The sequence below is a fragment of the Microbulbifer sediminum genome (assembly GCF_021729035.1).
Classification (GTDB): Bacteria; Pseudomonadota; Gammaproteobacteria; order Pseudomonadales; family Cellvibrionaceae; genus Microbulbifer; species Microbulbifer sediminum.
Genome location: NZ_JAJSAP010000006.1, coordinates 252,058 through 276,874 on the forward strand (window position 1 = coordinate 252,058; position 24,817 = coordinate 276,874).

The window sequence follows — 24,817 nt, forward strand, 5'->3', positions numbered from 1 at the left end:
CCCTGTCCATGCTCTGGCGCACGGATTATTGACGTTAGGCGCAGTTCGACGAAATTTGCCGCTATATCAGCTAACTATGCGAGGCGCGCTGGCTTGATTGCCGGGCTGGTTGGCTATAAAGACCGGTTGGTCACAGGCTGGCGGACGCGGGCGGCCGGGCTGCTGCGTCCAGGGCCTCCAGGAGATCATCGCGGCTGAGGACCTGGGGCAGTATGCGGGGCTCCCCACCGCCGGCGGGATAGAGCAGATAGAGGGGTACGCTGGTGCGGCCGTGACGTGCGAGTAGGTCACTGATCCGCGGATCCTGGTTGGTCCAGTCTCCCTTGAGGGCCACAATGCCCAGCTCCTCGATGGCACTGGTCACATCCTCGCTCGAAAGTACCACTTTTTCATTGGCCAGGCAGGTGATACACCATGCGGCTGTCATGTTGGCCAGCACCGGGCGACCCTCGCTGCGGGCCCGCTCCAGCCGTTCCGGTGAGTAGGCTTCCCAGTAACCGGAGCTGGTCGCCACCTGGTTCACGGTTTCCAGGCGCGGCAGCAGGGCCGCGGCGACCGCAATGGCGGCAATAGCCGCACCGCCCCTGACCCAGTGCCACTGGGGCCTCGGCCACAGCCAAAGTGCGAAGGCGATGGCCACGGCGCCCGCAAGCACCAGCGCCACGCCGTCGCTGCCGCTCTGCCGGCCCAGCACCCACAGTAGCCAGACCGCGGTGAGGTACATGGGAAAGGCGAGCAACTGCTTGAAGCGGTCCATCCAGGGGCCCGGCCGTGGCAGCCGCTCCACCAGTGTCGGTACATACGTCAGGGCGACGAAGGGGGCGGCCATCCCGGCACCCAGTGCCGCGAATACCGACAGGGCCACGGGTGCCGGCTGGGTGACTGCAAACCCGAGTGCAGAGCCCATCAGCGGGGCGGTGCAGGGGCTGGCCACGATTGAGGCGAGGGCGCCGGTGGCGACCGAACCGCGCAGGCCCTTTGCGTTGCCGACACCGTTGCCCAGGCCCATCAGGCGACTGCCGAGCTCGGTGACCCCGGACAGGCTCAGTCCCATGGCAAAAAAGAGGTAGACAAGGGCTGCCACCAGAACCGGTGACTGGAGCTGGAAGCCCCAGCCGATCGCCTCACCGCCGGCACGCAGCACCAGCATCAGTCCGGCAATGCCCACGAAGCTGGCCACCACGCCGGTGGCATAGGCCCAGCCGTGGGCATGGCGTTGTGCGGGTTCGCGGGCCGCCTCGCTGATTGCCAGCAGCTTGATGGACAGTACCGGGAAGACGCAGGGCATGAGGTTCAGGATAAGGCCGCCGATAAAGGCCCCCAGCAGGGCAAAGGGTAGGGACAGTGCCGGGCTGTCAGCGCCGGTACCGGCTGCGGGAGGTGCTACGGGCGGGACGCTGGTGCTGACCGGGATTGCGTTGCCCTGCTGGTGGTCCAGGTCGAATTGCCGGGTCTGTGGCGGGTAGCACAGGCCGGCATCGGCGCAGCCCTGGTAGTGGAGTTCCACGCGCGTGATATCGGTCGACTCCGGCAGCGGAATCTCCAGTTGCAGCCGATAGACTTCGGTCTCCTTCTCGAAGTAGTCGTCCCAGATGACCTCGCCCGCGGGAAGGTTGAGGGGCAGCTCTGTGCGCTGGTCGCCATCAATGCTGTAGAGGGCGAGCTTGTCGCGGTAAAGGTAGTAGCCATCGGCGATCTGGAAGATGGTACTGGCGCCTGCGGCACTGAACAGGAAGTCCTGCCGGTAGGCCTCATCGACCGGGAGAAAGGCGTCGTCCGTGGTTGCGCCGGTGGCCGGGGGGCCAAATGGCGACTGGGATGCCTGGGCAATAGCCTGTGCCCCGCCGAGAATCAGGGTGGCCAGAATCAGCAAGACGGGGAATTTTTTTCGTAAACCGTTGGTCATCACAGTCATCACAGTTCAAATTCATTACAGTCAGCATTAATCTGACTGTCCGGACTGGCACTGGTTCATTGCGCAACCGGCGCCGGAAGCAGTATAACGGTGACTGCGGTGCAAAAAAACGGTACAAAAAAACAACATCGAGGAATGGGCTTGTCCACAGTTTCGGGCTTCCGTGCAGTTGCCGTCGCGACGGTGCTGGCGTCACTGGTCACTGGGTGTGTGACTTCGCCGCCGGCTCCCGTGCCGCGCGCGGTGCCGTTGCCGGAGCCGGCCAAGCCGGCCGGTCCTTCGCCGGAAGAAATCCGCCAGCGCAACGTTGAGTTTTTCCTCGCCCGTGCAGAGGCGGCACAGCGCCAGGGCTTCCTGACCCGGCCGGCTGGTGCCAGTGCCTTTGATTACTATCTTCGTGTGCGCCAGCTGGACCCGGACAACCGACGTGCGGCCAGTGGTATCCAGACGATTGTGATCGAGTTCGTTGAGCGGGCAAGGGATGCGCTACGGCGCCGGTCCTTCGGTGAGGTCAGCACCTACCTGAATCGCGCCGACGAACTGGCGCCGGACAACCCGCTCGTCGATGAGGTCCGCGCCCAGCTGGCGCAGGAGCGCAGCCGGGCCAGCGCCGGGTTGCCGGAGGGGGAGTCGGTCCCGCTATCTCCGGGGGCGCTTTCGGCAAAATCCCCGGACATGGTGGCAAAACTACAGGACCTGGCCCGGCGTATCCGCCGGGAAAACCAGCGCATCATCATTGTGGCGCGCCAGGACGCCGAGGGCCGCTGGATATACCAGCAGCTGCGCGAGGCCGTGCCGGGCTATCGCGTGCGTGGCGATATCAAGGTGGGTGGCACGCCACAGGTCATCCTTACCGGCTCCATGGGAGATAACTGAACCGTGATGAGAGCATCTCTTTTCACCCTGGTACTGGCGCTGCTCTCCAGCAACGCCCTGGGGGCAGGAGTCCTTGAAGTCGGCGGTTATGCCCGCGAGACCCTGCCCGGGGCCAATATGGCAGCAGCCTACCTGACCCTGCGCAACGACGGGGATACCCCGCGCAGCCTACAGAAGGTAGAGTTAGCGCAGTTTGAGCACGGCAGCGTAAGCTTGCACACCACCGTCAGTGAAAGCGGCGTCAGCCGCATGCGTCCCCTGGCGACACTGCCGCTTCCCGCAGCCAGTACTGTCACCATGGCTCCGGGCGGGTTACACCTGATGCTCAGTGGGGCAGAACTCGCGGCGGGAGAGCAAGTCCAACTGCGACTGCACTTCGCCGACGGCGAGGTGCGGCTCGTCAATGTGCCGGTGCGGAGTGCGGCCGAACAGGCCCACCATCACCATGGCTAAAGCGCTAAACAGGAATGCAGGGCCCGCAGGTGCGGGCCGAGAATGACAAACCCGGAGGTATCGATGAAAAAAATCATGATCAGTCTGCTGGCGGTATGGATGGTGGCCTGTGCCCACAGCCCGGTGGAGATTCAGGTACGCCCGCAGGTGGATGTTGCTCCCGAGGCTTTCGGTACCGGCTTCACGGTCAGTGTACAGGGGGCCGACAAGCTGCCTGGTGGGGGGCTCGGTTCGCTCGGGGGTATTTATGCCGACCAGTCCCAGGTACGGCTGGGTAATAACGTCGAGGATGCACTGGCGGAAACACTCAAGGAGGGCTTCCGGGCCTGGTCCTTCGAGCCGGTCTTCAGTGGTGCGGATGTGCAGGTTGTTGCCAGCCTGACCAGCCTGAAGTACGACAGCCCGAATGGCCTGGTAACGAGCAAAGTGGATTCATCCGCGGAAGTGCAGCTGGCCGTAACCATTGGTGGTTCCACTTACTACGGCAATTACCGTTCCAGCGGTAAGGATCGCAACCTGATCAAGCCGGCCAAAGAGGAAGTGGAAGGGCGGATCAATGGCCTGCTGAGCGCGACTCTGCAGCGGGCATTCGAAGACGAAAAACTCAAGAGCTTCCTGCGTGCAAACCTCTGACAGGCGTTTGCGACCCGGTGCCGGCGCGCCGGGAGCCGCATCCCCGGCGGGCGCCTAGCGCACGCGAGGCAGGGATAGCCGAGAACACTGTGAGCCCGCAACCTTGACTAAATTCGATCCGAAAACCATGTCTGAACTTGGGCCGCTGACCCTGGCGGGGCATGCCCAGGCCGCGGCCGGCCGGATCAGCGGGGCAGCCGCTGAGCTGGCGCTGGGAGCCGTGGCCGATGGCGTGCTGGTAACCGATGCGAGCGGCAGGATCACCTATTGCAACCCCCTGGTGGCGGAGCTCACCGGGGGCGCGGCAAGCCTCCTGCCGGGCGAGTTGCTTAATGAGCGATTGTCTCTGTGGGACGAACACGGTGAGCGATTGCCACCGCTGTTGCTTGAAGGCGTCGATGTGTCCTCCCATGAATTGACGGCCTACCTGCAGTGCCCCGGGGGAGACCAGGACCCGCCGCCCCCCCTGAGCCTGTCTGTGAATGTGGTGCGCGAGGGGGCCGCGGTTGAGGGGTTCGTCGTCATCCTCCGCGATACCTCAGCCGCGCGTCGCCTCTCCTCCCGCCTCAGCTGGCAGAACACCCACGACGCCCTGACGCACCTGCCCAATCGACAGTTGTTTGAGTCGGAACTCCAGCAGATCCTGGCTGCCTGCGAGGACCGGCGCCGACACCACGTGCTTCTTTACCTTGATGTGTACCAGTTCAAGGTCGTGAACGACACCCTGGGATACCGCGCCGGTGATCAGTTGCTGGTGCAGCTGGCGGAAGTGCTCGCGGCCTGCCTGGCCCGGGGGGACCTGTTCGCCCGGGTGGGCAGCGACGAGTTTGCCATCCTGCTGCGGGACTGTTCCATCGAGGAGGCGCGACGAGTGGTGCTGCGCCTGCGGGAGGCAGTCAAGGCCTTCTCGTTCCAGTGGGAAGGCAGTGACAGCCGGGTGGCGCTGTCCATCGGTGCGGTCACCGTCGATCACCATGCCAGTTCGGTGAGCCAGCTGCTGGCTTCGGCCAATGATGCCTGCAGTGCCGCCCGGGACCAGGGGCGCAACCGGGTCAAGCTGTTCAGCGATTCGCGCAAGGTGCTTGAGAAGCGTCGCCAGACAATCTGGGTGGCTGAAATTCACGCCGCCCTGCGGGAAGACCGGTTGTTGCTGCACCGCCAGCCGGTGGTGAGCCTTGCGGGCGAGTGCGCTGTGCACCACTACGAGGTTCTGGTGCGGATGCGCGGCCTCGACGGCGACGTGATCCCTCCCGGAATGTTCCTGCCGGCGGCAGAGCGATACGGCCTGATCGAGGAAGTGGATCGCTGGGTCATTCGCCGGGTATTCCAGCATATGGCGGCAGAGCAGGGCGGTGAGCAGGCAAGTTATGCCATCAATATTTCTGGCTTGAGCCTGGGAGATGAGTCTTTTGTCGAGTTTGTGCTGGCAGAGCTGGCGGATGCGGGGGTGGCCCCCTCCCGTGTGCAGTTCGAAATTACCGAGACCAGTGCCATCAACAACCTGCAGCGGGCGCTGATCTTCATCCACAGGCTGCGGGCGGCAGGCTGCAGCTTTGCGCTGGATGATTTTGGCCAGGGTGCATCTTCCCTGGCCTACCTGCGACAGCTCCCGGTGGATTACCTGAAAATCGATGGCAGCTTTGTGCGCAATATGCTTGAGGATGAAATCGACAGCGCCATGGTGAGTACCATCGATCACCTGGCCAAGCAGATGGGTATCAGTACCATCGCCGAATACGTGGAAAGTCCAGAGCTGATGGAGAGGCTGCGGCAGATGGGAGTCGATTACGCCCAGGGATTCGGTATCGCGGCAGCGGCCGAGTTTCCCGCCGTGGACTCCGGCTTCTGAGGTCCCCGGGCTTCAGTTCGCCGCGCCGCCGTTACCTTCCGCCAGTGCCGGTTCCTGCTGCAGGTCCCCATACTGTCCAGCCCGCAGGCGCGGTCCGTACTGGCTGACCACCCGGGCAGCGGCGCGGCAGGCCAGTCGACCCGCTTCCGCAAACCCCATGCCCCGGTTAAGGCCGTACAGGAATGCTCCTGCGAAGGTATCGCCGGCGCCGTTGGTATCGATGGCGTGCACTTTCGGTGCCGTTACCCGGTGCTGCTGCTCGCCGTCCCAGACCAGTGCGCCATCTCCGCCCAGGGTGATGGCGAAGCTGCGGCACCGTTGCATCAGTGCTGTCGCGGCGGCCTCGATGGAGTCCGTGCGGGTATAGCCCAGGGCTTCATCCCGGTTGCAGAACAGCAGGTCAACGCCGTTGCCGATCATTTCTCCGAGCCCCTTATGGAACAGCTGGACCATCGCGGGGTCCGATAGGCTCAGGGCTGTTTTGACGCCTGCGGCCTCGGCTTCCTCGCGGAGGGTGATCGCTGCTTCCCGGCCGGTGTCGGAAGAGACCAGGTAGCCCTCGATATAGGCCCAGCGGGACGCCCGCAGGGCCTCGCGGTCCAGCTCGGCCACGGACAGCTGCCCGCTGATCCCCAGGAAGGTGTTCATGCTGCGCTCGGCGTCCGGTGTCACCAGCACCAGGCACTTCCCGGTGATGCCGGCGTCGGCCTGTTCCAGCGCGCCCGGGTAGGACACGCCGGCGCGGGACAGGTCGGCCCGGTAGAAGTCCCCGTTGTCATCATCAGCCACCTTGCAGGAATAGAAGGTGCGCAGCCCGAGGTAGCTGGCGGTGATGACGGTATTGGCCCCGGATCCACCGCAGGCGCGCTTGGCGGTTACCAGGTGGTCGCGCAGGTCACTGACCAGCTGTGCCTGGCGCGGCTCATCCACCAGGGTCATGACGCCCTTATCGACGCCCAGTGACTGCAGGTCGCCGTCGCTGACCTCAATCTCGGTGTCCAGGAGGGCGGCGCCAATGCCGTATAGATCGTACTGGTGCATAAGGATCCTTGCTCGGGGATGGATTCGGGGCTGGTTCAGGGGGCATTATGGCCGCCGGCAGGCCAAGTGCAAGTCGGGCGGGTTTGACATGTCCGGCGCAGGGCTTATAAATGCCCGGCCCGGGGTGTGCATTGCTGGCCCGGGCTCTGGCAGGACATTTAGGGAACGGCGCCGGCGTCTCCCTATCTATAGTTTACGTATTGGGTTGGTACTGCATCGCTATGGCTGCAACTAAGCGCAAGCGCACGAAATCTTCAAAACAGGCACGACTGCACCGCTGGCTCGTCAGGCTGGGGCTGTTGGCGCTGGTCGGCGCCCTGGCCCTAGCGGGCTATATGGTCTACCTGGACATGCAACTGCGTGAGCGACTCGATAGTCGCCAGTACCAGCTGCCGGCCAGGGTATTTGCACGCCCGCTGGTGCTGCGGGAGGGAATGGCCCTGCGCCCCGATGAGCTGATGGCGGAATTCGATGCGCTCTCCTACCGGGAGAAAAAGCCGCTGACAGAGCCTGGCCAGTGGCATCGTGAGGGCATGGCGTTCCGTATCTGGCGGCGTGACTTCGCCCATGCCGATGGGCGCGAGCCGGCGGCCCAGGTGACGTTCCGCCTGCGCAATGACGAACTCAGCAACCTGCGCGATGAAAATGGCCAGAAGATTGCCAAGTTTCGCCTGGATGCTGCACCTATAGGCACCCTGCTGGGAGGCGGCGATGATCGCAACCCGGTGCGCTTCGCTGATATTCCCCCGCTGCTCGCCAACACGCTGATCGCGGTGGAGGATCAGGACTTCCTGCGTCACTTCGGCGTGTCCCCGCGCGGTATTGCGCGGGCCATGATCGCCAATATCAAGGCCGGTGGTGTGGTTCAGGGGGGGTCGACGATCACCCAGCAGCTGGTCAAGAACATCTTTTTCGACCACAAGCCGAGCCTGCGGCGCAAGATCAATGAAGCGCTGATGGCGATCCTGATGGAGCTGCATTACGACAAGCCCTATATCCTGCAGGAGTACATCAACGAGGTGTGGCTCGGGCAGCAGGGCAGCCGGGCCATTTATGGCTTCGGCCTGGCGGCCGAATTCTATTTCCAGAAGCCGCTGGATACCCTTGAACCCCATGAGATGGCCTTGCTGGTGGGCCTGGCGAAGGGTGCCTCCTATTACAATCCCTGGCGCCACCCCAAGCGTGCGCTGGAACGCCGCAATACAGTCCTCGATGTGATGATGGAGCAGGGGCTCATCACCGCGGAGGAGCACAAGGACTACATTTCCCGGCCACTGGATGTGGCCAGTGCCGGGGCCGCGGCACAGAACCCCTACCCGGCGTTTACCGAGCAGTTGCTGGAAGAGCTACGCCCCTACTATTCCTATGAAGAGTTGCGCACCGCCGGCTTGCGGATTTATACCTCGCTTTCGCCGTCGATCCAGAAACTGGCGGAGGACGCGGTGAGCGCCCGTGCCGAGCAGATTGAGAAGGACCGCGGTATCCAGGCGGATTCGCTGCAGGCCGCAACGGTGCTGCTGGATAACAATAGCGGTAATGTCCTGGCGATGGTGGGTGACCGCCGGCCCCACTATCCGGGGTTCAATCGCGCACTGGAGGCGCGCCGCCAGGTCGGGTCGCTGATCAAGCCAGCGGTGTACCTCACGGCGCTGGAGCGCCCCCATCAGTACAACCTGGCGACAAGGATTGAAGATGCGCCCATCCGTGTTGAGGGCGACAATGGCGACGTGTGGATGCCGGCCAATTTCGGTAACAAGAGCCATGGCCCAACGCCGCTGTATCTCGCACTGGCTAAATCCTACAACCAGGCCACTGCCCGTCTGGGACTGGACCTGGGACTGGAGAATGTGCGCCAGACCATCCGCCGGCTGGGAGTGCAGGCCGACCTGCCACGGGTGCCGGCCCTGTTGTTGGGTGCCGTGGAAATGACCCCGTTTGAGGTTGCGGGCATGTACCAGACCATCGCCAATGGCGGCGAGCACGTGGAGCCGCGGACACTGCTGGCGGTGGCCAATGCGGACGGCGAGCAGGTACAGCGCTTCCGCCGCCGCAGCAACCGCGGTGTGGACGCAGTGCCTGCCTACCTGTTGCGTTATGCCATGGAGCAGACCATGCGCGAGGGTACCGGCAAGAGTGCCATGCGGCGCCTGCCGGGCAGTGTGGCCTTTGCCGGCAAGACCGGCACCACCAATGACTACCGCGACAGCTGGTTTGCCGGTTTCTCCCCGGACGTGACCGCGGTGGTCTGGCTGGGCCGCGATGATAATGAACGTACCAGCCTGACCGGTGCCACCGGCGCGCTCACCATCTGGACCGAGATCATGCGCAAGCTGCCGCATCGTCACGGCCGGGTGGAGCCCCCGCGTGGTGTGGAGTTCAAGCCGGTCAATGAGCGTGGCCAGTATATGAACCCGGAGTATTGCCGGGGCGGCAAGGAGTTGCCGTTTTCCCATGAAACGCGGCTGGAACCGGCGCCGGAATGTCGCGGTCGCGACCGTTTCCGCTGGTTCCGCGATTTCTTCGGGGATGACCAGGACGACAGCCGCAGGGATGATGCCGCCCCGCGCGAGGATATGACCCCGGGCTGGGGCGTGGACCCGGACGAGGAGGACCGGCAGCGGGAACGCGAACGCCAGCTGCAGGAACAATTACGCCGGGATGACCAGCGGCAGCAGCCGGGTTGGGAGGAGGAACCACTCCAGCTACCCCGGGATGACGCCTGGCAGGAGGAAGAGCGCCGCGCCGCAGAGGAGCGGCGGATACTGCAGGAGCGCCTGCAGGAAGAGGAGCGGCGGCGGGAGGAGCTGCGCCGCCGTGGCCAGGAGGGGGTCCCGGTGGAGGAGGCCGAGCCCTGGCCCGGGGAGGAGGACCAGTGGCCCTGACCCACCGGGTCAGATGTCGTTGGTCTCCGCCCAGTCTTTTAACTGTTCCAGTACCGCCAGAGAGGAGCGCCCGAACGGGGTGATCTCGTAGGCTACTGCGATTGGCCGGGTGCTCAGCACCTGGCGGCGCACCAACCCCTGGATTTCCATTTCCTTCAGCCTCTGGTCCACCATTTTCTTGCTCGCACCACCCAGCTGGCGCGCCAGTTCGTTGAAGCGAACCGGGCCATGCTGCAAGTGCCAGAGAATCGAACCTTTCCACTTCCCGCCAATAATGCGCATGCCCCGTTCGATCGGGCAGGGCTCCAGGCAGGTGTCTGCTTCGCCGGTGTTAGCGGGGCGTCCGCTTCTGGTTTCACTCATTGGTCACATTACCGTTTGGACTCGGCCGGGCGGCTCCCTTCAACCACTGGCGGCCAATACAGGCTGCGGGCGGTCGAGGTGCGGCCACGCCAGCGCTCCCTGTGGTTACAAAAAGTATACTGGTTGACAGTGGTAACCTAAGGTAACAGTATTCCGCCCGCTTATCCATTCACTGTATTTGCGGAGTCACGAGTGAACCTCTTCATCATCAATACCCACCAGTACTATCCCTTCTCAGAGGGCAAGCTGAACGCTGCCATGGTCGAGATCGCCAGGGAAGAAGCCGAAGCCGCCGGCCACGCGGTCAGAGTCACCACCATGCAGGATGCCTATGACGTGGAGGGGGAGCTGGAAAAGCACGAGTGGGCTGACGTCATCCTGTTGCAGACCCCGGTCAACTGGATGGGCGTGCCCTGGCCCTTCAAGAAATATATGGACGAGGTCTATACCGCCGGCATGTCCGGGCGGCTCTGCGCGGGCGATGGCCGGCACCGTGACCAGCCTGAAAAGCAGTATGGCACCGGTGGTGTGCTGGGCGACAAGCGTTACATGCTCTCACTGACCTTCAACGCGCCGGCGGATGCGTTCGGGGACAGGGATCAGTTTCTGTTCCAGGGGCGTAGTGTCGACGATCTGTTTATGCCCGCTCATATGAATTTCCGCTTTTTCAACATGTCCCCACTGGAGACATTTGTCTGCTATGACGTGATGAAAAACCCCGATACCGAGAACGACAAGCTGCGTTTTCGTGCGCACCTGCGCAAACACCTCAATCTGGACGGCGCTGCGCGGGAGAGCGGTGCAGCCTTAGAGAGCCAATAAGTCAGGATAGGGAATCAGGGCGTTCCCTCTGTCGTGCTATTCCCTGTCCCCGAACAGACATTTGCAGCAGCCCTGGTGCCTTGCCGTTTACCTCCGGGACGCTTCCCGCGTTCTCGGACGTGGAGATACTCCCCACGATCACTTTGTCATTGGGCAGCGATCTGCCCGGAATTGGGGCTGGCAGTGAATAGCCGGCTGCGCCTCAATGGTGGCCTGGCTGGGGGCCGCTGAGCATATGGCCAGCGGCCACTGCCCCGTCGCGAATCGACGTGACGGGGGCGTGGCAGGTCACGACCGCTGGATCAGTTCAGCGGCCTCTTCGGCAAAGTAGGTGAGGATACCGTCTGCACCGGCACGCTTGAACGCCAGCAGTGACTCCAGTATTACCGGCTCGCGCGCGAGCCAGCCATTATCGAAAGCGGCGCAGTGCATGGCGTACTCACCGCTGACCTGGTAGGCGAATGTTGGCACCTTCAGCTCTTGCTTGACCCGGGTCACCACGTCCAGGTACGGCATGCCCGGCTTTACCATAATCATGTCTGCGCCCTCGCGAACATCCAGTGCGCATTCGTGCAGGGCCTCGTTGCTGTTGGCCGGGTCCATCTGGTAGCTGGCCTTGCTGCCGCCTTTCAGGTTGCCGGCGGATCCCACGGCATCGCGGAAGGGGCCATAGTAAGCCGAAGCGTATTTTGCTGCGTATGACATGATGAGCGTGTTGACCTGCCCATCATGCTCCAGCGCAGCGCGGATGGCACCGATACGGCCGTCCATCATGTCTGATGGGGCCACCACATCAGCCCCCGCCTCGGCATGGGACAGGGCCTGCTCGACAAGTACCTCGACGGTGTCGTCATTGACGATATAGCCATTGTCATCCATCAGGCCGTCCTGGCCGTGGCTGGTAAAGGGGTCCAGCGCCACATCGGTGATAACGCCAAGTTCCGGCGCGGCGTTTTTCAGCTCGCGTACGGCGCGCTGGGCCAGGCCATCCGCGGCGTAGGCGGCGCGGGCGTCTGCCGATTTTGCCGACGGATCAACCACCGGGAACAGCGCCACCGCCGGAATGCCCAGGCTAACCAGTTTTTTCGCCTTGGTTGCGAGCAGGTCGACGCTCAGGCGCTCGACCCCGGGCATGGAGGCCACCTGCTGGGTCTCGCCGCGTCCCTCGATCACAAACAGGGGCAGAATCAGGTCGTCGCAGGAGAGCTGGTGCTCCCGCACCAGGCGACGGGCAAAATTCCGGGCGCGCAGGCGGCGCATGCGGGTGTTGGGAAAGGGGCCGCGCTCAAGGCTGATACTCATGGGACTGGACCTTGTGAGGAAAAGTATTGGATCGATTTGAGAGTGATTACCCCGGCCGGCAGTGCCGGGCCCTGCCGCTGCGACTCGCACCGGGTCATCCGGGCGGCAATGATAACAAAAGGAGAACCATCGATGTCCGTTGCCCTGTGGTGCCTGCTGGCGGCCGCCGTTATGCCTTACCTGTTCACAGTGACCGCGAAACTCAGTGGGCGCGGGCGCTATAACAACCGCGCTCCGCGCCAGTACCTCGAGGAGCAGAAGGGGCTGTCACAGCGGGCAGACTGGGCACAGCGCAACAGCTTTGAGGCGCTGCCGGTATTCGCCGCGGCGGTCCTGGCGGCGCTGGTGGCAGGGGTTGCTGAGCCCTGGCTGGCGGGATTATCGCTGGCCTTTATCGGCATTCGCGTGATCTATGGCGCCTGCTACCTGTGCGACTGGCACGCGGCCCGCTCCCTGGTATGGTTCGCGGGCTTCGCCTGCTGCATGACACTGCTGGTCATGGCGGCGTTGACCGCCTGACGGCACTGCCGCCAGGCGAGCCCCGGTTTCAGCTGCCGGCAATAGAAGCCAGCACCCGGCGGGCGGCAGCGATCGTATACTCGATGTCTTCACTGCTGTGGGCGGCGGACATGAATCCGGCCTCGAAGGATGCCGGGGCCAGGTATACCCCTTCGTCCAGCATGCCGTGGAAGAAACGGTTGAACTGCTCGTTATTGCAGGCCATGACCTGCTGGTAGTTGGTCACCCGGGGTTCGTCGGTGAAGAAGAAGCCGAACATGCTGCCGGCCCGGTTGGCAGACATGGGTATCCCCGCTTCCTTCGCAGCTTCCAGGATCCCGTTAACCAGCGTTTCCGTCCGCTCGTTCAGCTGCTCGTAAAGCCCGGGTTCCTGTACCAGGCGCAGGGTCTCCAGGCCCGCCACCATACCGACCGGATTACCGGACAGGGTGCCGGCCTGGTAGATCGGCCCCAGGGGCGCGATCTGTTCCATGATCTTCCGTTTGCCGCCGAAGGCACCTACCGGCATGCCGCCGCCGATGACCTTGCCCAGTGTGGTGATATCTGCCTCGATACCGTAATGACCCTGCGCGCCGGTCAGGCTGACGCGGAATCCGGTCATCACTTCATCGAGGATCAGCAGCGCGCCGTGCTGGTCACACACCTCCCGCAGGGTTTCGAGGAAGCCGGGTACCGGTGGCACACAGTTCATATTGCCTGCCACCGGCTCGACGATGATGCAGGCAATCTGGTCGCCGATTTCAGCAAAGCACTGTTTTACCGATTCCGGGTCGTTGTAATTCAGGGTGATGGTGTGGTCCGCGAGGGAGGCAGGCACGCCGGGGGAGGAGGGTACGCCCATGGTCAGGGCGCCGGAGCCGGCCTTGACCAGCAGGGAGTCGGAGTGTCCGTGGTAGCAGCCCTCGAACTTCACGATCTTGTCGCGGCCGGTATAGCCGCGGGCCAGCCGGATAGCGCTCATGGTGGCCTCGGTGCCGGAATTCACGAAGCGCACCAGATCCATGTTTGGCCACAGGCGGCACAGCTCTTCTGCCAGTTCTGTCTCCAGCTCGGTAGGGGCCCCGAAGCTGAGGCCGGACTGGGCCTGCTCCACCACGGCCTCAATGACCTCCGGCCGCGCGTGCCCCAGCACCATGGGCCCCCAGGATTGCACGTAATCGACATAGCGCTTGCCGTCTGCATCGAACAGGTAGGCGCCCTCGGCGCGTTCGATAAACAGCGGTGTGCCACCGACCGCGCGGAAGGCGCGCACCGGCGAATTGACGCCACCGGGAATGAATTGCTGGGCTTCGGCAAAGAGTTGCTCGGATTTGCTCATATCGATTTGCGGCCTTGCTGATTGGCTGAAAATTTGGCGGGTATTATCCGGATGGGCGACGACAGGAGCAAATAGCGCAAGGGGTTGCGATGGCCGCCATGGGACGCCCGCAAAGGGTGTTCCCCTCGGCGCTTTAGCGCTTGGTCCAGAACAGGCGGTTTGGCACCGGGCGACCCATACCCAGCCGCCGGCTATCGGCGATAGCGCTCCAGGTGAACTGCTGGCTGCGGCTAACGGCCTCGATGACCGTGAGACCGTGGGCTATATGGCAGGCGATGGCAGTGGCGAGCGTGCCACAGGTGCCATAGGCGGCCGGCGGCAGGCGCCGCCAGAGGAATTGGCGCATCAGGCCCCGTTCATCGTAAAGCCGATTCTCCAGCTGCTGGTCTGCAGCGGGTACGCCGGTGAGCAGCAGGTAGCGGCAGCCGCTTTCCAGCAGTTCCTGGGCCTGGGCATCGAGTACGTCGGCCTCCACTGCCATGGCCCGGGCCTCGCGGCGGTTGGGGCAGACCATGGTGGCGAACGGCAGCAGGAGCGAGGTCATCGCCTCCCACAGCGGGGGTGCCAGCATGCTCTCCTTGTCGGACAGGGTGGCATCCGGGTCGATCACAATGGGGATGTGCGGGTAGTCGGCCAATACGCTGTGGAGGGCGCGGACGTTTTCCACCGATCCCAGGTAGCCGATCTTGATCGCCGCGACCGGGAGATCCTCGAGCACCGCCCGGGCCTGTTCCACCAGCAGGGTGTCCTCTACCGGTGCCACGCCCTGGAGCTCGCCGGTATCACAGACACTGATTGCGGATACCGCGGACGTGCAGTGGCAGCCCAGGCTCACCGCTGTCTCGGTGTCCGCGGTAATGCCCGCACTACCACTGGGGTCGTGGTGGGTGATGGTCAGTATGATGGGTTGGCGTGTATCCATTTCCTGTCGGGTACGCTATCGGGGCATTGGGCTCGACCAGAGATTTCCTAATTCTAGTTGTTATCTGGCGGCGAGCCCGAGTGATCCGGTGCCTAAAAGGGCCGCACGACCGCCAGAATCACGATCGCCACCAGCACCAACACCGGCACCTCATTAAAAATACGGAAATAGCGCCCGGATTTGGTCACGGTGCCTGCAGCAAACTGGCGCACGTAGGCGCCGCACATATGGTGGTAGCCGATCAGCAGCACCACCAGCAACAGTTTGGCGTGAAGCCAGCCGGCACTCTTGTAGTAATCGACGTTGAAGGTGATCAGCCAGCCGCCCAGCAGGATGGTGGCGATCATCGATGGCATGCCTATGCCCCGGTAAAGGCGGCGTTCCATAATGCAGAAGCGGTCCCGGCTGGTGGCGTCGGTGGCGTCCCGGTGGTAGACAAACAGGCGCGGCAGGTAGAAGAGCACAGCGAACCAGCAGACCATGGCCACAATATGGAAGGCTTTGACCCAGAGCATTGCGTATTCCTTGTTGTTGTCGTTCTCGCGATCACACCGGCCCCGCTGGGGGCAGGATCACTTGCGGTAAAAGTTGTCGATATCTGCCGGCAGGATAATGCCCGCGGCGTCATTGTCCAGTGTGCCGGCGTGGCCACGTGCAATGTAGAGAGCGTCTGCCTTGCTGGTTTCCAGTTCCTGCTGTGCCTCCAGCAGCGTACTGCGCCAATTGAGGCTGGCGAGGGCAAAACGCTCCCCCGGTAGTTTCAGCAGGTCTACCGGCGGTTCCGCGGCTTCATCACTACTGTCTTCCTGCGGGCCACGCTGCGCCGGCGCCTCGCCCCTCTTTTCCTCTACCCGCTGCAGGAAGCTGGCGAGGTCGGCTGCCCGCAGCAGCTGGTGGGCCGGTTCCTCCGACAGCTCCACCAGTACCCACAGCGGGTGTCGCTGGATCAGTCGCTCGGCGTCGGCGCGACTGACCTTTTGGGGCGATACCACGAAACGCCGCTCCATCACGCTTGCGACCCCCACCCGGCTGAGCATCTGCGCGCGCCAGCTGGGCGTGCCGCTTTTATCCAGTGCCCGCAATGTTTCCTGGAAGATGCCCTGGGAGGCGAAGAAGTAGCGGCTCACCAGGCAGGCAACCACGATCATCATCATGCCGGGAAACAGCACGTTCGGGTTGTACGTCAGCTCCAGGATTGCCAGTAGCGCCGCGAGCGGCGCATCCAGCAGTGCGGCCATCATTGCCGCCATGCCCACCATGGCGTAGAAGCCCGGGCTGGCGGTGTACTCGTCCAGCCACAGGTTGGCGAGGCTGCCGGCAATCCCCCCCAGGCAGGCGCCCAGGAACAGGCTCGGGCCGATCACGCCCCCGGGGATACCGAGCCCGGAGGCAAAGGCCGTCGCCACCAGTTTCGCCGCCACGATCACCAGCAGGGAGCCGAGGGCGATTTCCCCCAGCATTGCCAGCTCCAGAGTGTCGTAACCGGCACCGAGTATTTCCGGCACCCATATGCCGAGTGTGCCGGTCACCAGCCCGACCGCGAGGAAGCGCAACAGCGGTGCACGGCGTTGCATGGGCACCAAGTGCCGTTGGGCGCGAATGAACAGGGCCGCCAGGGTGCCGATCACAACAGCGCAGAGTACCAGCACCGGGAGTTCGGCCAGGGTGCTCAGTTGGATTGAGGGGACATTGAAGGCCGGCTGGCTGCCGAACGCCAGCTGGGTAATGGCGCTGCCGATGGCTGCGGCGAGGATCACCGGCAGGAAACCCACAACCGAGTACTCCAGCATCACCACCTCCATGGCGAACACCACGCCTGCAAGGGGCGTATTGAAGGAGGCGGCAATCGCGGCAGCCACACCGCAGGCCAGCAGGCTGCGCACCGAGTTGTTGGGCAGCTTCAGCTTGCGTCCCAGCCAGCTGCCGCTGGCAGCGCCCAGGTGGACCGCGGGACCTTCGCGACCCACGGACTGGCCGCTCACCAGTGCGATTGCACCGGCGAAAAACTGCAGCACGGCATTGGCCAGGGGCATATTGGCCTGGTGGTTGTGCAGCCTGTCGACGACATGGACCACGCCGACCAGCCGCACACTGGGATTCAGCAGGTGATATATCGCCGCGAGGAGCAGTGCGCCGAGCACGGGCAGGCCAAAACGCCACTGGACCGGGAGCCCTTCATAGCGCTCCGGTATGGTCAGGAACAGTTCGGCGGGGATTTCACTCAGCAGGCGGAAGGCGACCGTCACAGCGCCCGCCAGGATACCGGTCAGCAAGGCCATGGCCAGTAGCGGCGCCAGGGCTTCCTGTGATGAGAGCTGCAGACGCCATCTCTCCAGTCCCCGCTCGCGCAGGGGCCATGTGGGCGTCTTCTTTGAACCTGTGGGGCGGGCTTTCGTGGGCACCGTGCGTCCTTTCCCGTTAGTGGCTTGTGGTAGAGTGCAGCCTCCATTATACAGACCGCGCCGGCGGTACATGGGTGAGCCGGATACGGATATAGCAGCGAGGAGTGAGACAGTGATTAAAGTAGCCATCGTCGGCGGGACAGGATATACGGGAGTGGAGCTGCTGCGACTGCTGGCGTTGCACCCGCAGGCGAGTCTGGCCGTTATCACATCGCGGGCCCTGGCGGGCCAGCCGGTGGCGGAACTTTTCCCCAGCTTGCGGGGTCACTGTGACCTGGCTTTCTGTGCACCGGACCTGGAACAGCTGGCGTCCTGCGACCTGGTGTTTTTCGCCACACCCCATGGTGTGGCGCAGGCTCAGGTGCCGGCGCTGGTGGAGCGCGGGGTGCGGGTTGTGGACCTGTCGGCGGATTTCCGCCTGCGCGACATTGCCACCTGGGAGCGCTGGTACGGCCAGCCGCACGCTGCGCCGGAGCTGGCCGCACGGGCGGTTTACGGCCTGCCGGAGGTGAATCGTGAGCAGATCGCCGGAGCGCAGCTGGTCGCCTGCCCGGGTTGCTACCCGACCGCAATCCAGCTCGGCTGGATCCCGCTGCTGGAGCGGGGGCTGGTGGAGCCTGAACACCTGGTCGCCAGTGCGGCGAGCGGCGCCACGGGTGCGGGCCGGCAGGGGAAGACAGAGCTGCTGCTGGCTGAGAACAATGACAGCTTCCGGGCCTATGCGTCCGGGGGGCACCGCCATCTGCCGGAGATCGAGCAGGGGTTACGCCGGGTGCAGGCCGGGGGCAGCCCCGAGCCGCGGGTGACTTTCGTCCCGCACCTGCTGCCAATGGTCCGGGGTATTCATGCGACCCTCTTCGCGCGGCTGAGTGGGGATGCTGAGCTGGCTGCACTGCAGGAACACTATGAGCAGCGCTATGCCGATGAGCCATTTGTTGACGTAATGCCGCTCGGCAGTCACCCGCAGACTCGCAGTGTGAGGGGCTCCAATATGTGCCGTATCGCCCTCGCCAGGCCGGAAGAGCGGGATACGGTGGTGGTTATGTCGGTAATCGACAATCTCGCCAAGGGGGCTTCGGCCCAGGCCATCCAGAATATGAATATTATGTTTGGCCTGAATGAGAACCTCGGACTGGAGAGCCCGGCGCTGCTGCCTTAGAATCGTCAAATTCAACAGGCTCATCAATCACGATTAGTGAGATAAGAACACAACGGATGTCATGGCGCATAAAGTAAAAGGCAGTAAACAATACCGCATGAAGGTGGTACCGCACCGGCCATATTCCGGCGCCCTGTCCGTGCTGGGGGTGACACTGCTGGTACTGGCCACGTCGGCGGCCGCCTACTTTGCGGGGCAGTATCACCTCCGCAAAGGGCTCGACCGCAAGACCCTGGCCCATGAAGAGTCCCTTGATAGACTCGAGGCCCTGCAGCGGGAGAACGAGGCGCTGCGGCTCCGGGTAGCCACGGCTGAGCAGTCACTGGCAATCGGTGAGCAGGCGGACGAGAAAATACGCGCGGAACTGGTGGAGAAGGAAAACCGCATTGCCGAGCTAAAGCAGGAGATTTCCTTTTACCGGGGCGTGATGGCACCGGATGATGACGGCGATGGCGTTTCCATCGGCCGCTTCAGTCTTTCGCAGATGGCCGATGAGAGGCGCTTCCAGTTCAAGCTGTTGGTGCAGCAATCGGCCACGCGACACAGCGTGGTGACGGGACATGCGACTTTCACCGTGGTGGGCAGTCAGGATGGACAGCCAAAACGCTATCCCCTGAGCGACCTGTCGCAGCAGGTGGAGAGCGAAAAGATCGCCCTGCGCTTCAAATATTTCCAGAATATTGAGGGCGAGCTACAGTTGCCTCATGGCTTCGAGCCGGAAGGCGTTGAGCTGTCGCTCAAGTCCAGTGCGCGAAAGGGGTTCAATATTGAGCAGCGCTATGGCTGGCTGGTTCAGAAGAGCTGATGCCAGGCGCTGATTTCACGAGGTTTCGACTCAGTTATGTTTAAAAAGCAAGAGAAAGAGAAGACGACAACTATGGCTAGCTCTGGAAGTAACCACACGACTCTGATCGCACGCCAGACCGAGGTGAGCGGCGACCTGCATTTCCGCGGTAACCTGGTGGTTGAAGGCACTGTGAACGGCAATGTCAGCGCACACAGCGACAGCGACGCGCGGCTACAGATTGTCGATGGTGGCAAGGTCGAGGGTGAGATCCGCGTCCCGCACGTGGTGATCAACGGCAACGTCAAGGGGGATGTCTACGCCGTGCGCCACCTGGAGCTCTCCGCCAAGGCGATGGTCGAGGGCAACGTGCACTACAAGCTGATCGAGATGGTCAAGGGTGCGCAGGTCAACGGCTCCCTGGTCTCCAACGTCGAGGTGGACACTGCCGGCGAGCCCCGCATGCTCGAGTACTCCGAGGAGGCCTCGGTAGACGCCGAGTAATCCTGACCCCCTGCCGTCGGTCGGTCAGTCGCTGCCTGCGAGCCGGCCGGCAGCCCCGGCAAATACTTGACTGATTTCGTCGGTTTTAGCACTATGGCGACCCCCGTGCCCTGCTCAATACAATGAGTCTGTGGGCTGCTGGGTCCCATATTCTGCCGAGAGAGACTTATGTCAGAAGCTGTTTCCTTTTCTCCCGAGCCGGTGATCGTCACCGACAAGGCGGTGGCCAAGGTCAAGAGCCTGCTGGAAGAGGAAGGTAATCCAGAGCTGAAACTGCGGGTGTTTGTCACCGGCGGCGGTTGTTCCGGTTTCCAGTATGGGTTCACCTTCGATGAGCTGGTGGCCGACGACGATGCCCTGGTAGAAAAAGACGGCATTGAGGTCGTGGTGGACCCCATGAGCTATCCCTACCTGGTGGGTGCAACGGTGGACTATGAGGAGGGCCTGTCCGGATCGCGATTTGTGGTGCAGAACCCCAACGCGTCCTCCACCTGCGGATGCGGTTCCTCATTTTCGATCTGATGCCCGAACCCGGGTCCACGACGGGGCCCGGTATGCAACTTACCTTTACTTCCCCTCGCAGCGTTTATTTCCCGACCGGCGGCTAGGCCGGATAGATACCACCAAGGATCGTTTCGCGGTCGGCGCCGGTCACGCCGGGACAGTTGCCCGGCAGCCCGCGCATGGTCTGGCGTGCCAGCCATGCAAAGCCCACGGCCTCCAGCCAGTCGGCGTCGATACCGTAATTGCCGGTGCTGGCGATGGACCATGTGGGCAGACGCCGGCGCAGTCGTCGCATCAGGTCACCATTGCGCGCACCGCCGCCACAGATCAGCAGCTCACCGCCATTGGCAAAGGCATGCACGGCATCCGCAATGCTGGCTGCCGTGACTTCCGCCAGGGTCGCCTGAACATCCGCTGGCGCCAGTTCCAGCCCCTCGCCGGCCCGCTCCAGCCAGGTCGGGTTGAACGCCTCGCGCCCGGTACTTTTGGGGGGTGGGGCGTTGAAATAGGGGTCGGCCATCAGGCGATTGAGGAGTTCCGGGCTCACGCGGCCGCTGGCTGCCCAGGCGCCGTCACGATCAAAGGGCTCGCTGCGGTGCAGGCCGATCCAGTAATCCAGCAGCGCGTTGCCGGGCCCGGTATCGTAACCCCGGACCGTGCCATCGGCGCACAATTCGGTGATGTTGGCCATGCCGCCTATGTTGACCACCGCGCGGTCGCGGTCGGCGGAAAAGGCTGCTTTGTGGAAGGCCGGCATCAGGGGGGCGCCCTGGCCGCCGAGGGCCATATCCCGCCGGCGAAAGTCTGCGACTGTGGTGATGCCGGTCCGGGTGGCGATGGTATTCGGGTCGCCCAGCTGCATGGTAAAGGGGTAGGCAACGGAGCCGGGCGGGCGGTGCCGAACGGTCTGGCCGTGGCTGCCGATGGCTGTCACGACGGCTGGCTCGATCCCGGTATTTTCCAGTAGCGCCAGGGTCGCATCGGCGAATAGCTGTCCCAGCTGGCAATCCAGCTGGCCGGCGCGATCCAGCTCAGAGGGACCGGGCGCGCACAGCGCCAGGACGGCGTCGCGCAGGATAGGTGGAATCGGGTGGCCCAGCGTGGCGACAATATCGGCCCCGGATGATGTTTCCCCTGAAAAATCGACCAGCACCGCGTCGATACAATCGACGCTGGTGCCGGACATCAGGCCGACGTAAAGCTCGCCCATATTGTCAGTTGACGTTTTGTTGGTTTTTTTCTTCGCTGCGTTGTGCCAGCGCCGGTTGCTCGTAATTTTCCAGCTTCGCCAGCAGGGGCTGGGTCTGGGCGCGAAAGCGCGCCATTTCCGCTTCCGGTATGGACTTGGCCTTCGGTAACTTGCGCACAATCGTGGCTGGGTTGCGGTGGTGGCCGTCTACCAGGAACTCGTAGTGCAGGTGGGGGCCGGTGGCGTAGCCGGTAGAGCCCACGGTGCCGATGACCTGGCGCTGTTTGACCCGGTCCCCGACTTTCACCTTGCGCTTGTTGAGGTGCAGGTAGCGGGTGATGTAACGCTCGCCATGCTTGATAAATACGTAGTTGCCGTTGGGGCGGCTGTAGCCCGCCCGGATGACCCGCCCGCTGCCGGCAGCATAAACGGGTGTGCCGGTGGGGGCTGCGTAGTCCGTGCCATTGTGGGGGCGGCGGGTTTTATGGATCGGGTGTAGCCGGCTCGGGTTGAAGTGCGAGCTGATACGGGCAAAGTCCACGGGGGTGCGGATAAATGCCTTGCGCATGCTTTTCCCGTCCGGGGTGTAGTAGTTGGCGTCGCCATTCTGGTCGACATAGCGCACGGCACTGAAAGTCTTACCCTGGTTGACGAAGGTCACGGCCTGGATCGGGCCGTTGTCTATTTTCTCTCCGTCGAGGAATTCTTCCTCATAAAGGACGCTGAAGTGGTCCCCCTTTCTGATATCGAGGGCAAAGTCGATATCCGAGCTGAATACCTGCGCCATTTCCATGATCAGGTTGTTGCTCAGGCCGGCGTTGTTACCGGCGACGAACAGCGAGCTCTCGATTTCTGCCTGGCGATAGGCGGGATAGCTGTCGGCTTCCCGCTTGTGCAGGGCATAGCTGAAATCACCGGTTTCGCCGCGCTTGAACTCCAGGCGGCTGAGGCGGTCCCGGTGCAGTTCCAGGCTTTTGAGGGAGCCATCGGCGGCAATGTGGAAAGTGAGTTCCTCGCCCGGGCTCAGGCGTGCCAGTCCCTTTGCTTCCTTGCCGCTCTCCAGTAGCTCGTACATGTGCCGGGCATCGACACCGGCGCGGTCGAACAGATTGGACAGAGTGTCGCCGTTGCGTACCTTCACCCGCTTGGTGCTGAGCGTGGCGGGAGCCGCTGCGGAGGCCTCCGGCGCTGCGCCAGTTGCAGCTTCGCCGGCTGTGGGTGCTGCTTCCTCGACTGAGGAGAGGGTCACGGGGAGTGAGTGGCGTTTCGCTTCTACCTCTGGGGTGGAAACGAACATGGCGAGTGCCAGCGCGCAGCTGGCACCACCGGCTGCGAGAGCGTGAGTGCGCGGGAAGTGCTGGCGCAGGGCGCCCAGCAGGCGCGGCTTGGGAGTGCGATGATTCTGCATGGTCTTAACAGGAGGCGCTGCTTGTACTTGTATTGCGTGCTTGGGAGTGTCTAAAAAACGAACACCAAGCGTTCTTTATACCAAAGATTTTACCTTGATTCACGGGGTAATTGACCTGTCTGTCCATGACGGAGTTCCTTTGCCTTAACATCCCGCAGTCGCTAATGCGCCAGGGGGGCGCTTGTATTTCATCCAGTATCGGGTAATGTTGCTGCCGCTCCGCCGCCAGCGAGCGGCGCAACAGACAATTAATGCAAGAGAATGCACGAGGGAAAACAATGGCCGGGGTCGATACGACACTGCTGAAAGACTTGGACCGCCGGGGGCTGATCAACCAGGCCACCGGGGATGGGGAACTTACCGAGCATCTGGCGCAGTCCCGCACCCTCTATTGCGGCTTCGATCCCACCGCTGATTCCCTTCATATAGGGAGTCTAGTACCCCTGCTGACTTTGAAGAGGTTTCAGGCGGCAGGACACAAGCCGATCGCGCTGGTTGGCGGCGCAACCGGCCTGATTGGTGATCCTTCCTTCAAGGCGCAGGAGCGGAACCTGAATACCCCCGAGGTGGTTGCCGGGTGGGTGGACAAGATTCGGGCGCAGGTTTCCCGGTTTATCGATTTTGACTGTGGCGAGAACAGCGCCATGGTGGTGAATAACCTGGACTGGACGAAAGACCTCAGCGTACTGGATTTTTTGCGCGACGTGGGCAAGCACTTCTCCGTCAATAATATGGTGAACAAGGAGTCGGTCAAGCAGCGGATCCAGCGTGAGGGCGAGGGTATCTCCTTTACCGAGTTTTCCTACATGCTGCTGCAGTCCATGGACTTCTCAGAGCTCTACCGGGGATACGACTGCACCCTGCAGATCGGGGGCTCCGACCAGTGGGGTAACATCACCGGTGGCGTCGACCTGACGCGGCGCCAGCATCGGGGCAAGGTGTTTGGCATGACAATGCCCTTGGTTACCAAGGCCGACGGAACCAAGTTCGGCAAGACCGAAAGCGGCACCATCTGGCTGGACCCGGCGCGGACTTCACCCTATGCCTTTTACCAGTTCTGGCTGAATACGGCTGACGCCGATGCCTATAAGTTCCTGCGCTACTTTACTTTCCTGAGTGTCGATGAGATCGACGAGATCGAGCGTGCTGACGCGGAGCGTGCCGGCAAGCCCGAGGCGCAGGGCATCCTGGCGCGCGAGGTGACCCGTGAAATCCATGGCGAGGAGGGGGTGGCCGCCGCCGAGCGTATCTCCCGGGCGCTGTTCTCCGGCGACAGCACCGAGTTGTCCGAGAGTGACCTGGAGCAGCTGCGCCAGGACGGCCTGCCGAGTTCCGTGCTGCCTGCCGACTTCGGTGACCAGAGCCTGATCCATGTACTCGTGGAGGCCGGCATGGCCCCATCCGGAAAGCCGGTCAAGGATGCCCTGGGCCGCAACGCCGTGCTGGTGAATGGGCAGGCGGTGGGGATTGATCGCAATAGTGATCCGGCCGGGGTGTTCAGCCAGGCTCATGCCAAGTGCGGTCGCTTCTTTATCGTTCGCCTGGGCAAAAAGAAGTACCACCTCTTTACCCTGGCTGGCTGATTGCTTTTCAGGCGTTTTTGGGGTGGCAGAGACTTTTTTACGGTTTTGTCACAAAAGCGCTTGCACCGGTCTCTGCCAGTCCGTATAGTTCGCGCCCTCGCTGCTTGAGAAGTGGCGGGGAGGCAGCTCCAAGTGATTGATTTTCTTAAGAAAATTTCTTCAAAAAAGAGCTTGCCAGACACGGAGAGGCCGCTATAATGCGCGCCACTTCGGAAGGGCCGGGCGGTCCTTCGGGGTCGGGAAAAGACGCCTTCGGGCATCGGTTTCCGGCACTGAAAAAAGCCTTCAAAAAAGGCTTGCCAAGCACGAAGAGGTCGATATAATGCGCGCCCCTTCGACGGTCACCGGAAGCGGTGGTCGGGGATCCCGGAAAGGCCCGAGCGGCCGGC

Annotated in this window: 23 protein-coding genes; 12 read left to right on the forward strand and 11 right to left on the reverse strand. The window is 63.0% G+C overall.

Going from position 1 to position 24,817, the window contains the following annotated elements; genetic code table 11:
* Positions 1–130 precede the first annotated feature (130 nt).
* Positions 131–1,915, reverse strand: coding sequence for a protein-disulfide reductase DsbD family protein (locus LVD11_RS12450; RefSeq protein ID WP_237059486.1), 1,785 nt, complete (start codon positions 1,913–1,915; stop codon positions 131–133).
* 135 nt (positions 1,916–2,050) lie between these two features.
* Here LVD11_RS12450 and LVD11_RS12455 point away from each other — a divergent pair, with 135 nt between their 5' ends.
* The 4 genes from LVD11_RS12455 (at position 2,051) to LVD11_RS12470 (ending at position 5,726) form a co-directional block, all read left to right on the forward strand.
* Entirely contained in the window at positions 2,051–2,791 is a 741-nt protein-coding gene (locus tag LVD11_RS12455) for an N-acetylglucosaminyltransferase (RefSeq protein WP_237059488.1), read from the forward strand.
* A gap of 6 nt (positions 2,792–2,797) precedes the next feature.
* Entirely contained in the window at positions 2,798–3,244 is a 447-nt protein-coding gene (locus LVD11_RS12460) for a copper chaperone PCu(A)C (protein ID WP_237059489.1), read from the forward strand.
* A 63-nt stretch (positions 3,245–3,307) separates the two neighbouring features.
* On the forward strand, positions 3,308–3,877 hold the full coding sequence (locus LVD11_RS12465) for a YajG family lipoprotein (RefSeq protein WP_237059490.1): 570 nt from the start codon (positions 3,308–3,310) through the stop codon (positions 3,875–3,877).
* A gap of 127 nt (positions 3,878–4,004) precedes the next feature.
* Complete coding sequence (locus LVD11_RS12470; protein WP_237059491.1) at positions 4,005–5,726, forward strand: putative bifunctional diguanylate cyclase/phosphodiesterase; 1,722 nt, start codon at positions 4,005–4,007, stop codon at positions 5,724–5,726.
* Positions 5,727–5,738: 12 nt separating this feature from the next.
* On the opposite strand, the gene LVD11_RS12475 is transcribed toward LVD11_RS12470, so the two are convergent.
* Positions 5,739–6,767 carry an adenosine kinase gene (locus tag LVD11_RS12475; RefSeq protein ID WP_237059492.1) on the reverse strand — a complete coding sequence of 343 codons (1,029 nt, stop codon included), beginning with the start codon at positions 6,765–6,767 and terminating at the stop codon, positions 5,739–5,741.
* A 221-nt stretch (positions 6,768–6,988) separates the two neighbouring features.
* Here LVD11_RS12475 and mrcB point away from each other — a divergent pair, with 221 nt between their 5' ends.
* Positions 6,989–9,649: a penicillin-binding protein 1B gene (mrcB, locus tag LVD11_RS12480; RefSeq protein WP_237059493.1), complete on the forward strand. Its 2,661-nt coding sequence runs from the start codon at positions 6,989–6,991 to the stop codon at positions 9,647–9,649.
* A 9-nt stretch (positions 9,650–9,658) separates the two neighbouring features.
* Here mrcB and LVD11_RS12485 read toward each other — a convergent pair whose 3' ends face one another.
* Positions 9,659–10,012, reverse strand: coding sequence for a winged helix-turn-helix transcriptional regulator (locus tag LVD11_RS12485; protein ID WP_237059495.1), 354 nt, complete (start codon positions 10,010–10,012; stop codon positions 9,659–9,661).
* A 192-nt stretch (positions 10,013–10,204) separates the two neighbouring features.
* Between LVD11_RS12485 and LVD11_RS12490 the strand changes: the two genes are divergently transcribed.
* Positions 10,205–10,834 carry an NAD(P)H-dependent oxidoreductase gene (locus LVD11_RS12490; protein ID WP_237059497.1) on the forward strand — a complete coding sequence of 210 codons (630 nt, stop codon included), beginning with the start codon at positions 10,205–10,207 and terminating at the stop codon, positions 10,832–10,834.
* Between the two features lie 288 nt (positions 10,835–11,122).
* Here the strand turns inward: LVD11_RS12490 and hemB are convergent, their stop codons facing one another.
* The gene (gene hemB, locus LVD11_RS12495; RefSeq protein WP_237059499.1) at positions 11,123–12,136 is read right to left on the reverse strand and encodes a porphobilinogen synthase; all 1,014 of its coding nucleotides are present in this window, start codon (positions 12,134–12,136) and stop codon (positions 11,123–11,125) included.
* Positions 12,137–12,268: 132 nt separating this feature from the next.
* Between hemB and LVD11_RS12500 the strand changes: the two genes are divergently transcribed.
* Positions 12,269–12,655 carry an MAPEG family protein gene (locus tag LVD11_RS12500; protein WP_237059501.1) on the forward strand — a complete coding sequence of 129 codons (387 nt, stop codon included), beginning with the start codon at positions 12,269–12,271 and terminating at the stop codon, positions 12,653–12,655.
* Positions 12,656–12,683: 28 nt separating this feature from the next.
* On the opposite strand, the gene hemL is transcribed toward LVD11_RS12500, so the two are convergent.
* The 4 genes from hemL to LVD11_RS12520 all read right to left on the reverse strand — a co-directional run bounded on the left by hemL (position 12,684) and on the right by LVD11_RS12520 (position 17,297).
* The gene (gene hemL, locus LVD11_RS12505) at positions 12,684–13,973 is read right to left on the reverse strand and encodes a glutamate-1-semialdehyde 2,1-aminomutase (protein ID WP_237059503.1); all 1,290 of its coding nucleotides are present in this window, start codon (positions 13,971–13,973) and stop codon (positions 12,684–12,686) included.
* A 133-nt stretch (positions 13,974–14,106) separates the two neighbouring features.
* Positions 14,107–14,895 (reverse strand): bifunctional hydroxymethylpyrimidine kinase/phosphomethylpyrimidine kinase, encoded by a 789-nt coding sequence (gene thiD / locus LVD11_RS12510; RefSeq protein ID WP_237059506.1) that lies wholly within the window; start codon positions 14,893–14,895, stop codon positions 14,107–14,109.
* A gap of 92 nt (positions 14,896–14,987) precedes the next feature.
* Positions 14,988–15,410 (reverse strand): protoporphyrinogen oxidase HemJ, encoded by a 423-nt coding sequence (gene hemJ, locus LVD11_RS12515; RefSeq protein ID WP_237059508.1) that lies wholly within the window; start codon positions 15,408–15,410, stop codon positions 14,988–14,990.
* 57 nt (positions 15,411–15,467) lie between these two features.
* Positions 15,468–17,297, reverse strand: a complete 1,830-nt coding sequence (locus tag LVD11_RS12520; RefSeq protein WP_237059510.1) for a chloride channel protein — start codon at positions 17,295–17,297, stop codon at positions 15,468–15,470.
* A 112-nt stretch (positions 17,298–17,409) separates the two neighbouring features.
* On the opposite strand from LVD11_RS12520, the gene argC reads away from it, so the two are divergent.
* From argC to erpA, 4 genes are all read left to right on the forward strand, one after another.
* On the forward strand, positions 17,410–18,456 hold the full coding sequence (gene argC / locus LVD11_RS12525; protein WP_237059518.1) for an N-acetyl-gamma-glutamyl-phosphate reductase: 1,047 nt from the start codon (positions 17,410–17,412) through the stop codon (positions 18,454–18,456).
* 61 nt (positions 18,457–18,517) lie between these two features.
* Positions 18,518–19,261: a DUF6776 family protein gene (locus tag LVD11_RS12530; protein WP_237059520.1), complete on the forward strand. Its 744-nt coding sequence runs from the start codon at positions 18,518–18,520 to the stop codon at positions 19,259–19,261.
* A 72-nt stretch (positions 19,262–19,333) separates the two neighbouring features.
* A complete protein-coding gene (locus LVD11_RS12535; RefSeq protein ID WP_237059522.1) occupies positions 19,334–19,744 on the forward strand; it encodes a bactofilin family protein in 411 nt (136 codons plus the stop codon).
* Positions 19,745–19,912: 168 nt separating this feature from the next.
* Positions 19,913–20,266 (forward strand): iron-sulfur cluster insertion protein ErpA, encoded by a 354-nt coding sequence (gene erpA / locus LVD11_RS12540; protein WP_237059523.1) that lies wholly within the window; start codon positions 19,913–19,915, stop codon positions 20,264–20,266.
* An 82-nt stretch (positions 20,267–20,348) separates the two neighbouring features.
* Here erpA and LVD11_RS12545 read toward each other — a convergent pair whose 3' ends face one another.
* Complete coding sequence (locus LVD11_RS12545) at positions 20,349–21,458, reverse strand: anhydro-N-acetylmuramic acid kinase (protein WP_237059525.1); 1,110 nt, start codon at positions 21,456–21,458, stop codon at positions 20,349–20,351.
* 4 nt (positions 21,459–21,462) lie between these two features.
* Positions 21,463–22,845 (reverse strand): peptidoglycan DD-metalloendopeptidase family protein, encoded by a 1,383-nt coding sequence (locus tag LVD11_RS12550; RefSeq protein ID WP_237059527.1) that lies wholly within the window; start codon positions 22,843–22,845, stop codon positions 21,463–21,465.
* Between the two features lie 278 nt (positions 22,846–23,123).
* Between LVD11_RS12550 and tyrS the strand changes: the two genes are divergently transcribed.
* Complete coding sequence (tyrS, locus tag LVD11_RS12555) at positions 23,124–24,428, forward strand: tyrosine--tRNA ligase (protein ID WP_237059529.1); 1,305 nt, start codon at positions 23,124–23,126, stop codon at positions 24,426–24,428.
* A gap of 145 nt (positions 24,429–24,573) precedes the next feature.
* On the opposite strand, the gene LVD11_RS12560 is transcribed toward tyrS, so the two are convergent.
* Positions 24,574–24,817, reverse strand: a 244-nt coding sequence (locus tag LVD11_RS12560; protein WP_237059531.1) for a hypothetical protein, incomplete at its 5' end; no start/stop codon positions are given.

Bases quoted from the DNA above. Each gene is read 5' to 3' on its own strand.
- LVD11_RS12485 (WP_237059495.1), bottom strand. From the start codon at position 10,012: ATGAGTGAAACCAGAAGCGGACGCCCCGCTAACACCGGCGAAGCAGAC.
- LVD11_RS12530 (WP_237059520.1), top strand. From the start codon at position 18,518: ATGGCGCATAAAGTAAAAGGCAGTAAACAATACCGCATGAAGGTGGTA.
- hemJ (WP_237059508.1), bottom strand. From the start codon at position 15,410: ATGCTCTGGGTCAAAGCCTTCCATATTGTGGCCATGGTCTGCTGGTTC.
- LVD11_RS12500 (WP_237059501.1), top strand. From the start codon at position 12,269: ATGTCCGTTGCCCTGTGGTGCCTGCTGGCGGCCGCCGTTATGCCTTAC.
- LVD11_RS12470 (WP_237059491.1), top strand. From the start codon at position 4,005: ATGTCTGAACTTGGGCCGCTGACCCTGGCGGGGCATGCCCAGGCCGCG.
- LVD11_RS12460 (WP_237059489.1), top strand. From the start codon at position 2,798: ATGAGAGCATCTCTTTTCACCCTGGTACTGGCGCTGCTCTCCAGCAAC.
- tyrS (WP_237059529.1), top strand. From the start codon at position 23,124: ATGGCCGGGGTCGATACGACACTGCTGAAAGACTTGGACCGCCGGGGG.
- thiD (WP_237059506.1), bottom strand. From the start codon at position 14,895: ATGGATACACGCCAACCCATCATACTGACCATCACCCACCACGACCCC.
- hemB (WP_237059499.1), bottom strand. From the start codon at position 12,136: ATGAGTATCAGCCTTGAGCGCGGCCCCTTTCCCAACACCCGCATGCGC.
- mrcB (WP_237059493.1), top strand. From the start codon at position 6,989: ATGGCTGCAACTAAGCGCAAGCGCACGAAATCTTCAAAACAGGCACGA.
- LVD11_RS12465 (WP_237059490.1), top strand. From the start codon at position 3,308: ATGAAAAAAATCATGATCAGTCTGCTGGCGGTATGGATGGTGGCCTGT.
- LVD11_RS12550 (WP_237059527.1), bottom strand. From the start codon at position 22,845: ATGCAGAATCATCGCACTCCCAAGCCGCGCCTGCTGGGCGCCCTGCGC.
- hemL (WP_237059503.1), bottom strand. From the start codon at position 13,973: ATGAGCAAATCCGAGCAACTCTTTGCCGAAGCCCAGCAATTCATTCCC.
- LVD11_RS12450 (WP_237059486.1), bottom strand. From the start codon at position 1,915: ATGACTGTGATGACCAACGGTTTACGAAAAAAATTCCCCGTCTTGCTG.
- LVD11_RS12545 (WP_237059525.1), bottom strand. From the start codon at position 21,458: ATGGGCGAGCTTTACGTCGGCCTGATGTCCGGCACCAGCGTCGATTGT.
- LVD11_RS12535 (WP_237059522.1), top strand. From the start codon at position 19,334: ATGGCTAGCTCTGGAAGTAACCACACGACTCTGATCGCACGCCAGACC.
- erpA (WP_237059523.1), top strand. From the start codon at position 19,913: ATGTCAGAAGCTGTTTCCTTTTCTCCCGAGCCGGTGATCGTCACCGAC.
- LVD11_RS12455 (WP_237059488.1), top strand. From the start codon at position 2,051: ATGGGCTTGTCCACAGTTTCGGGCTTCCGTGCAGTTGCCGTCGCGACG.
- LVD11_RS12475 (WP_237059492.1), bottom strand. From the start codon at position 6,767: ATGCACCAGTACGATCTATACGGCATTGGCGCCGCCCTCCTGGACACC.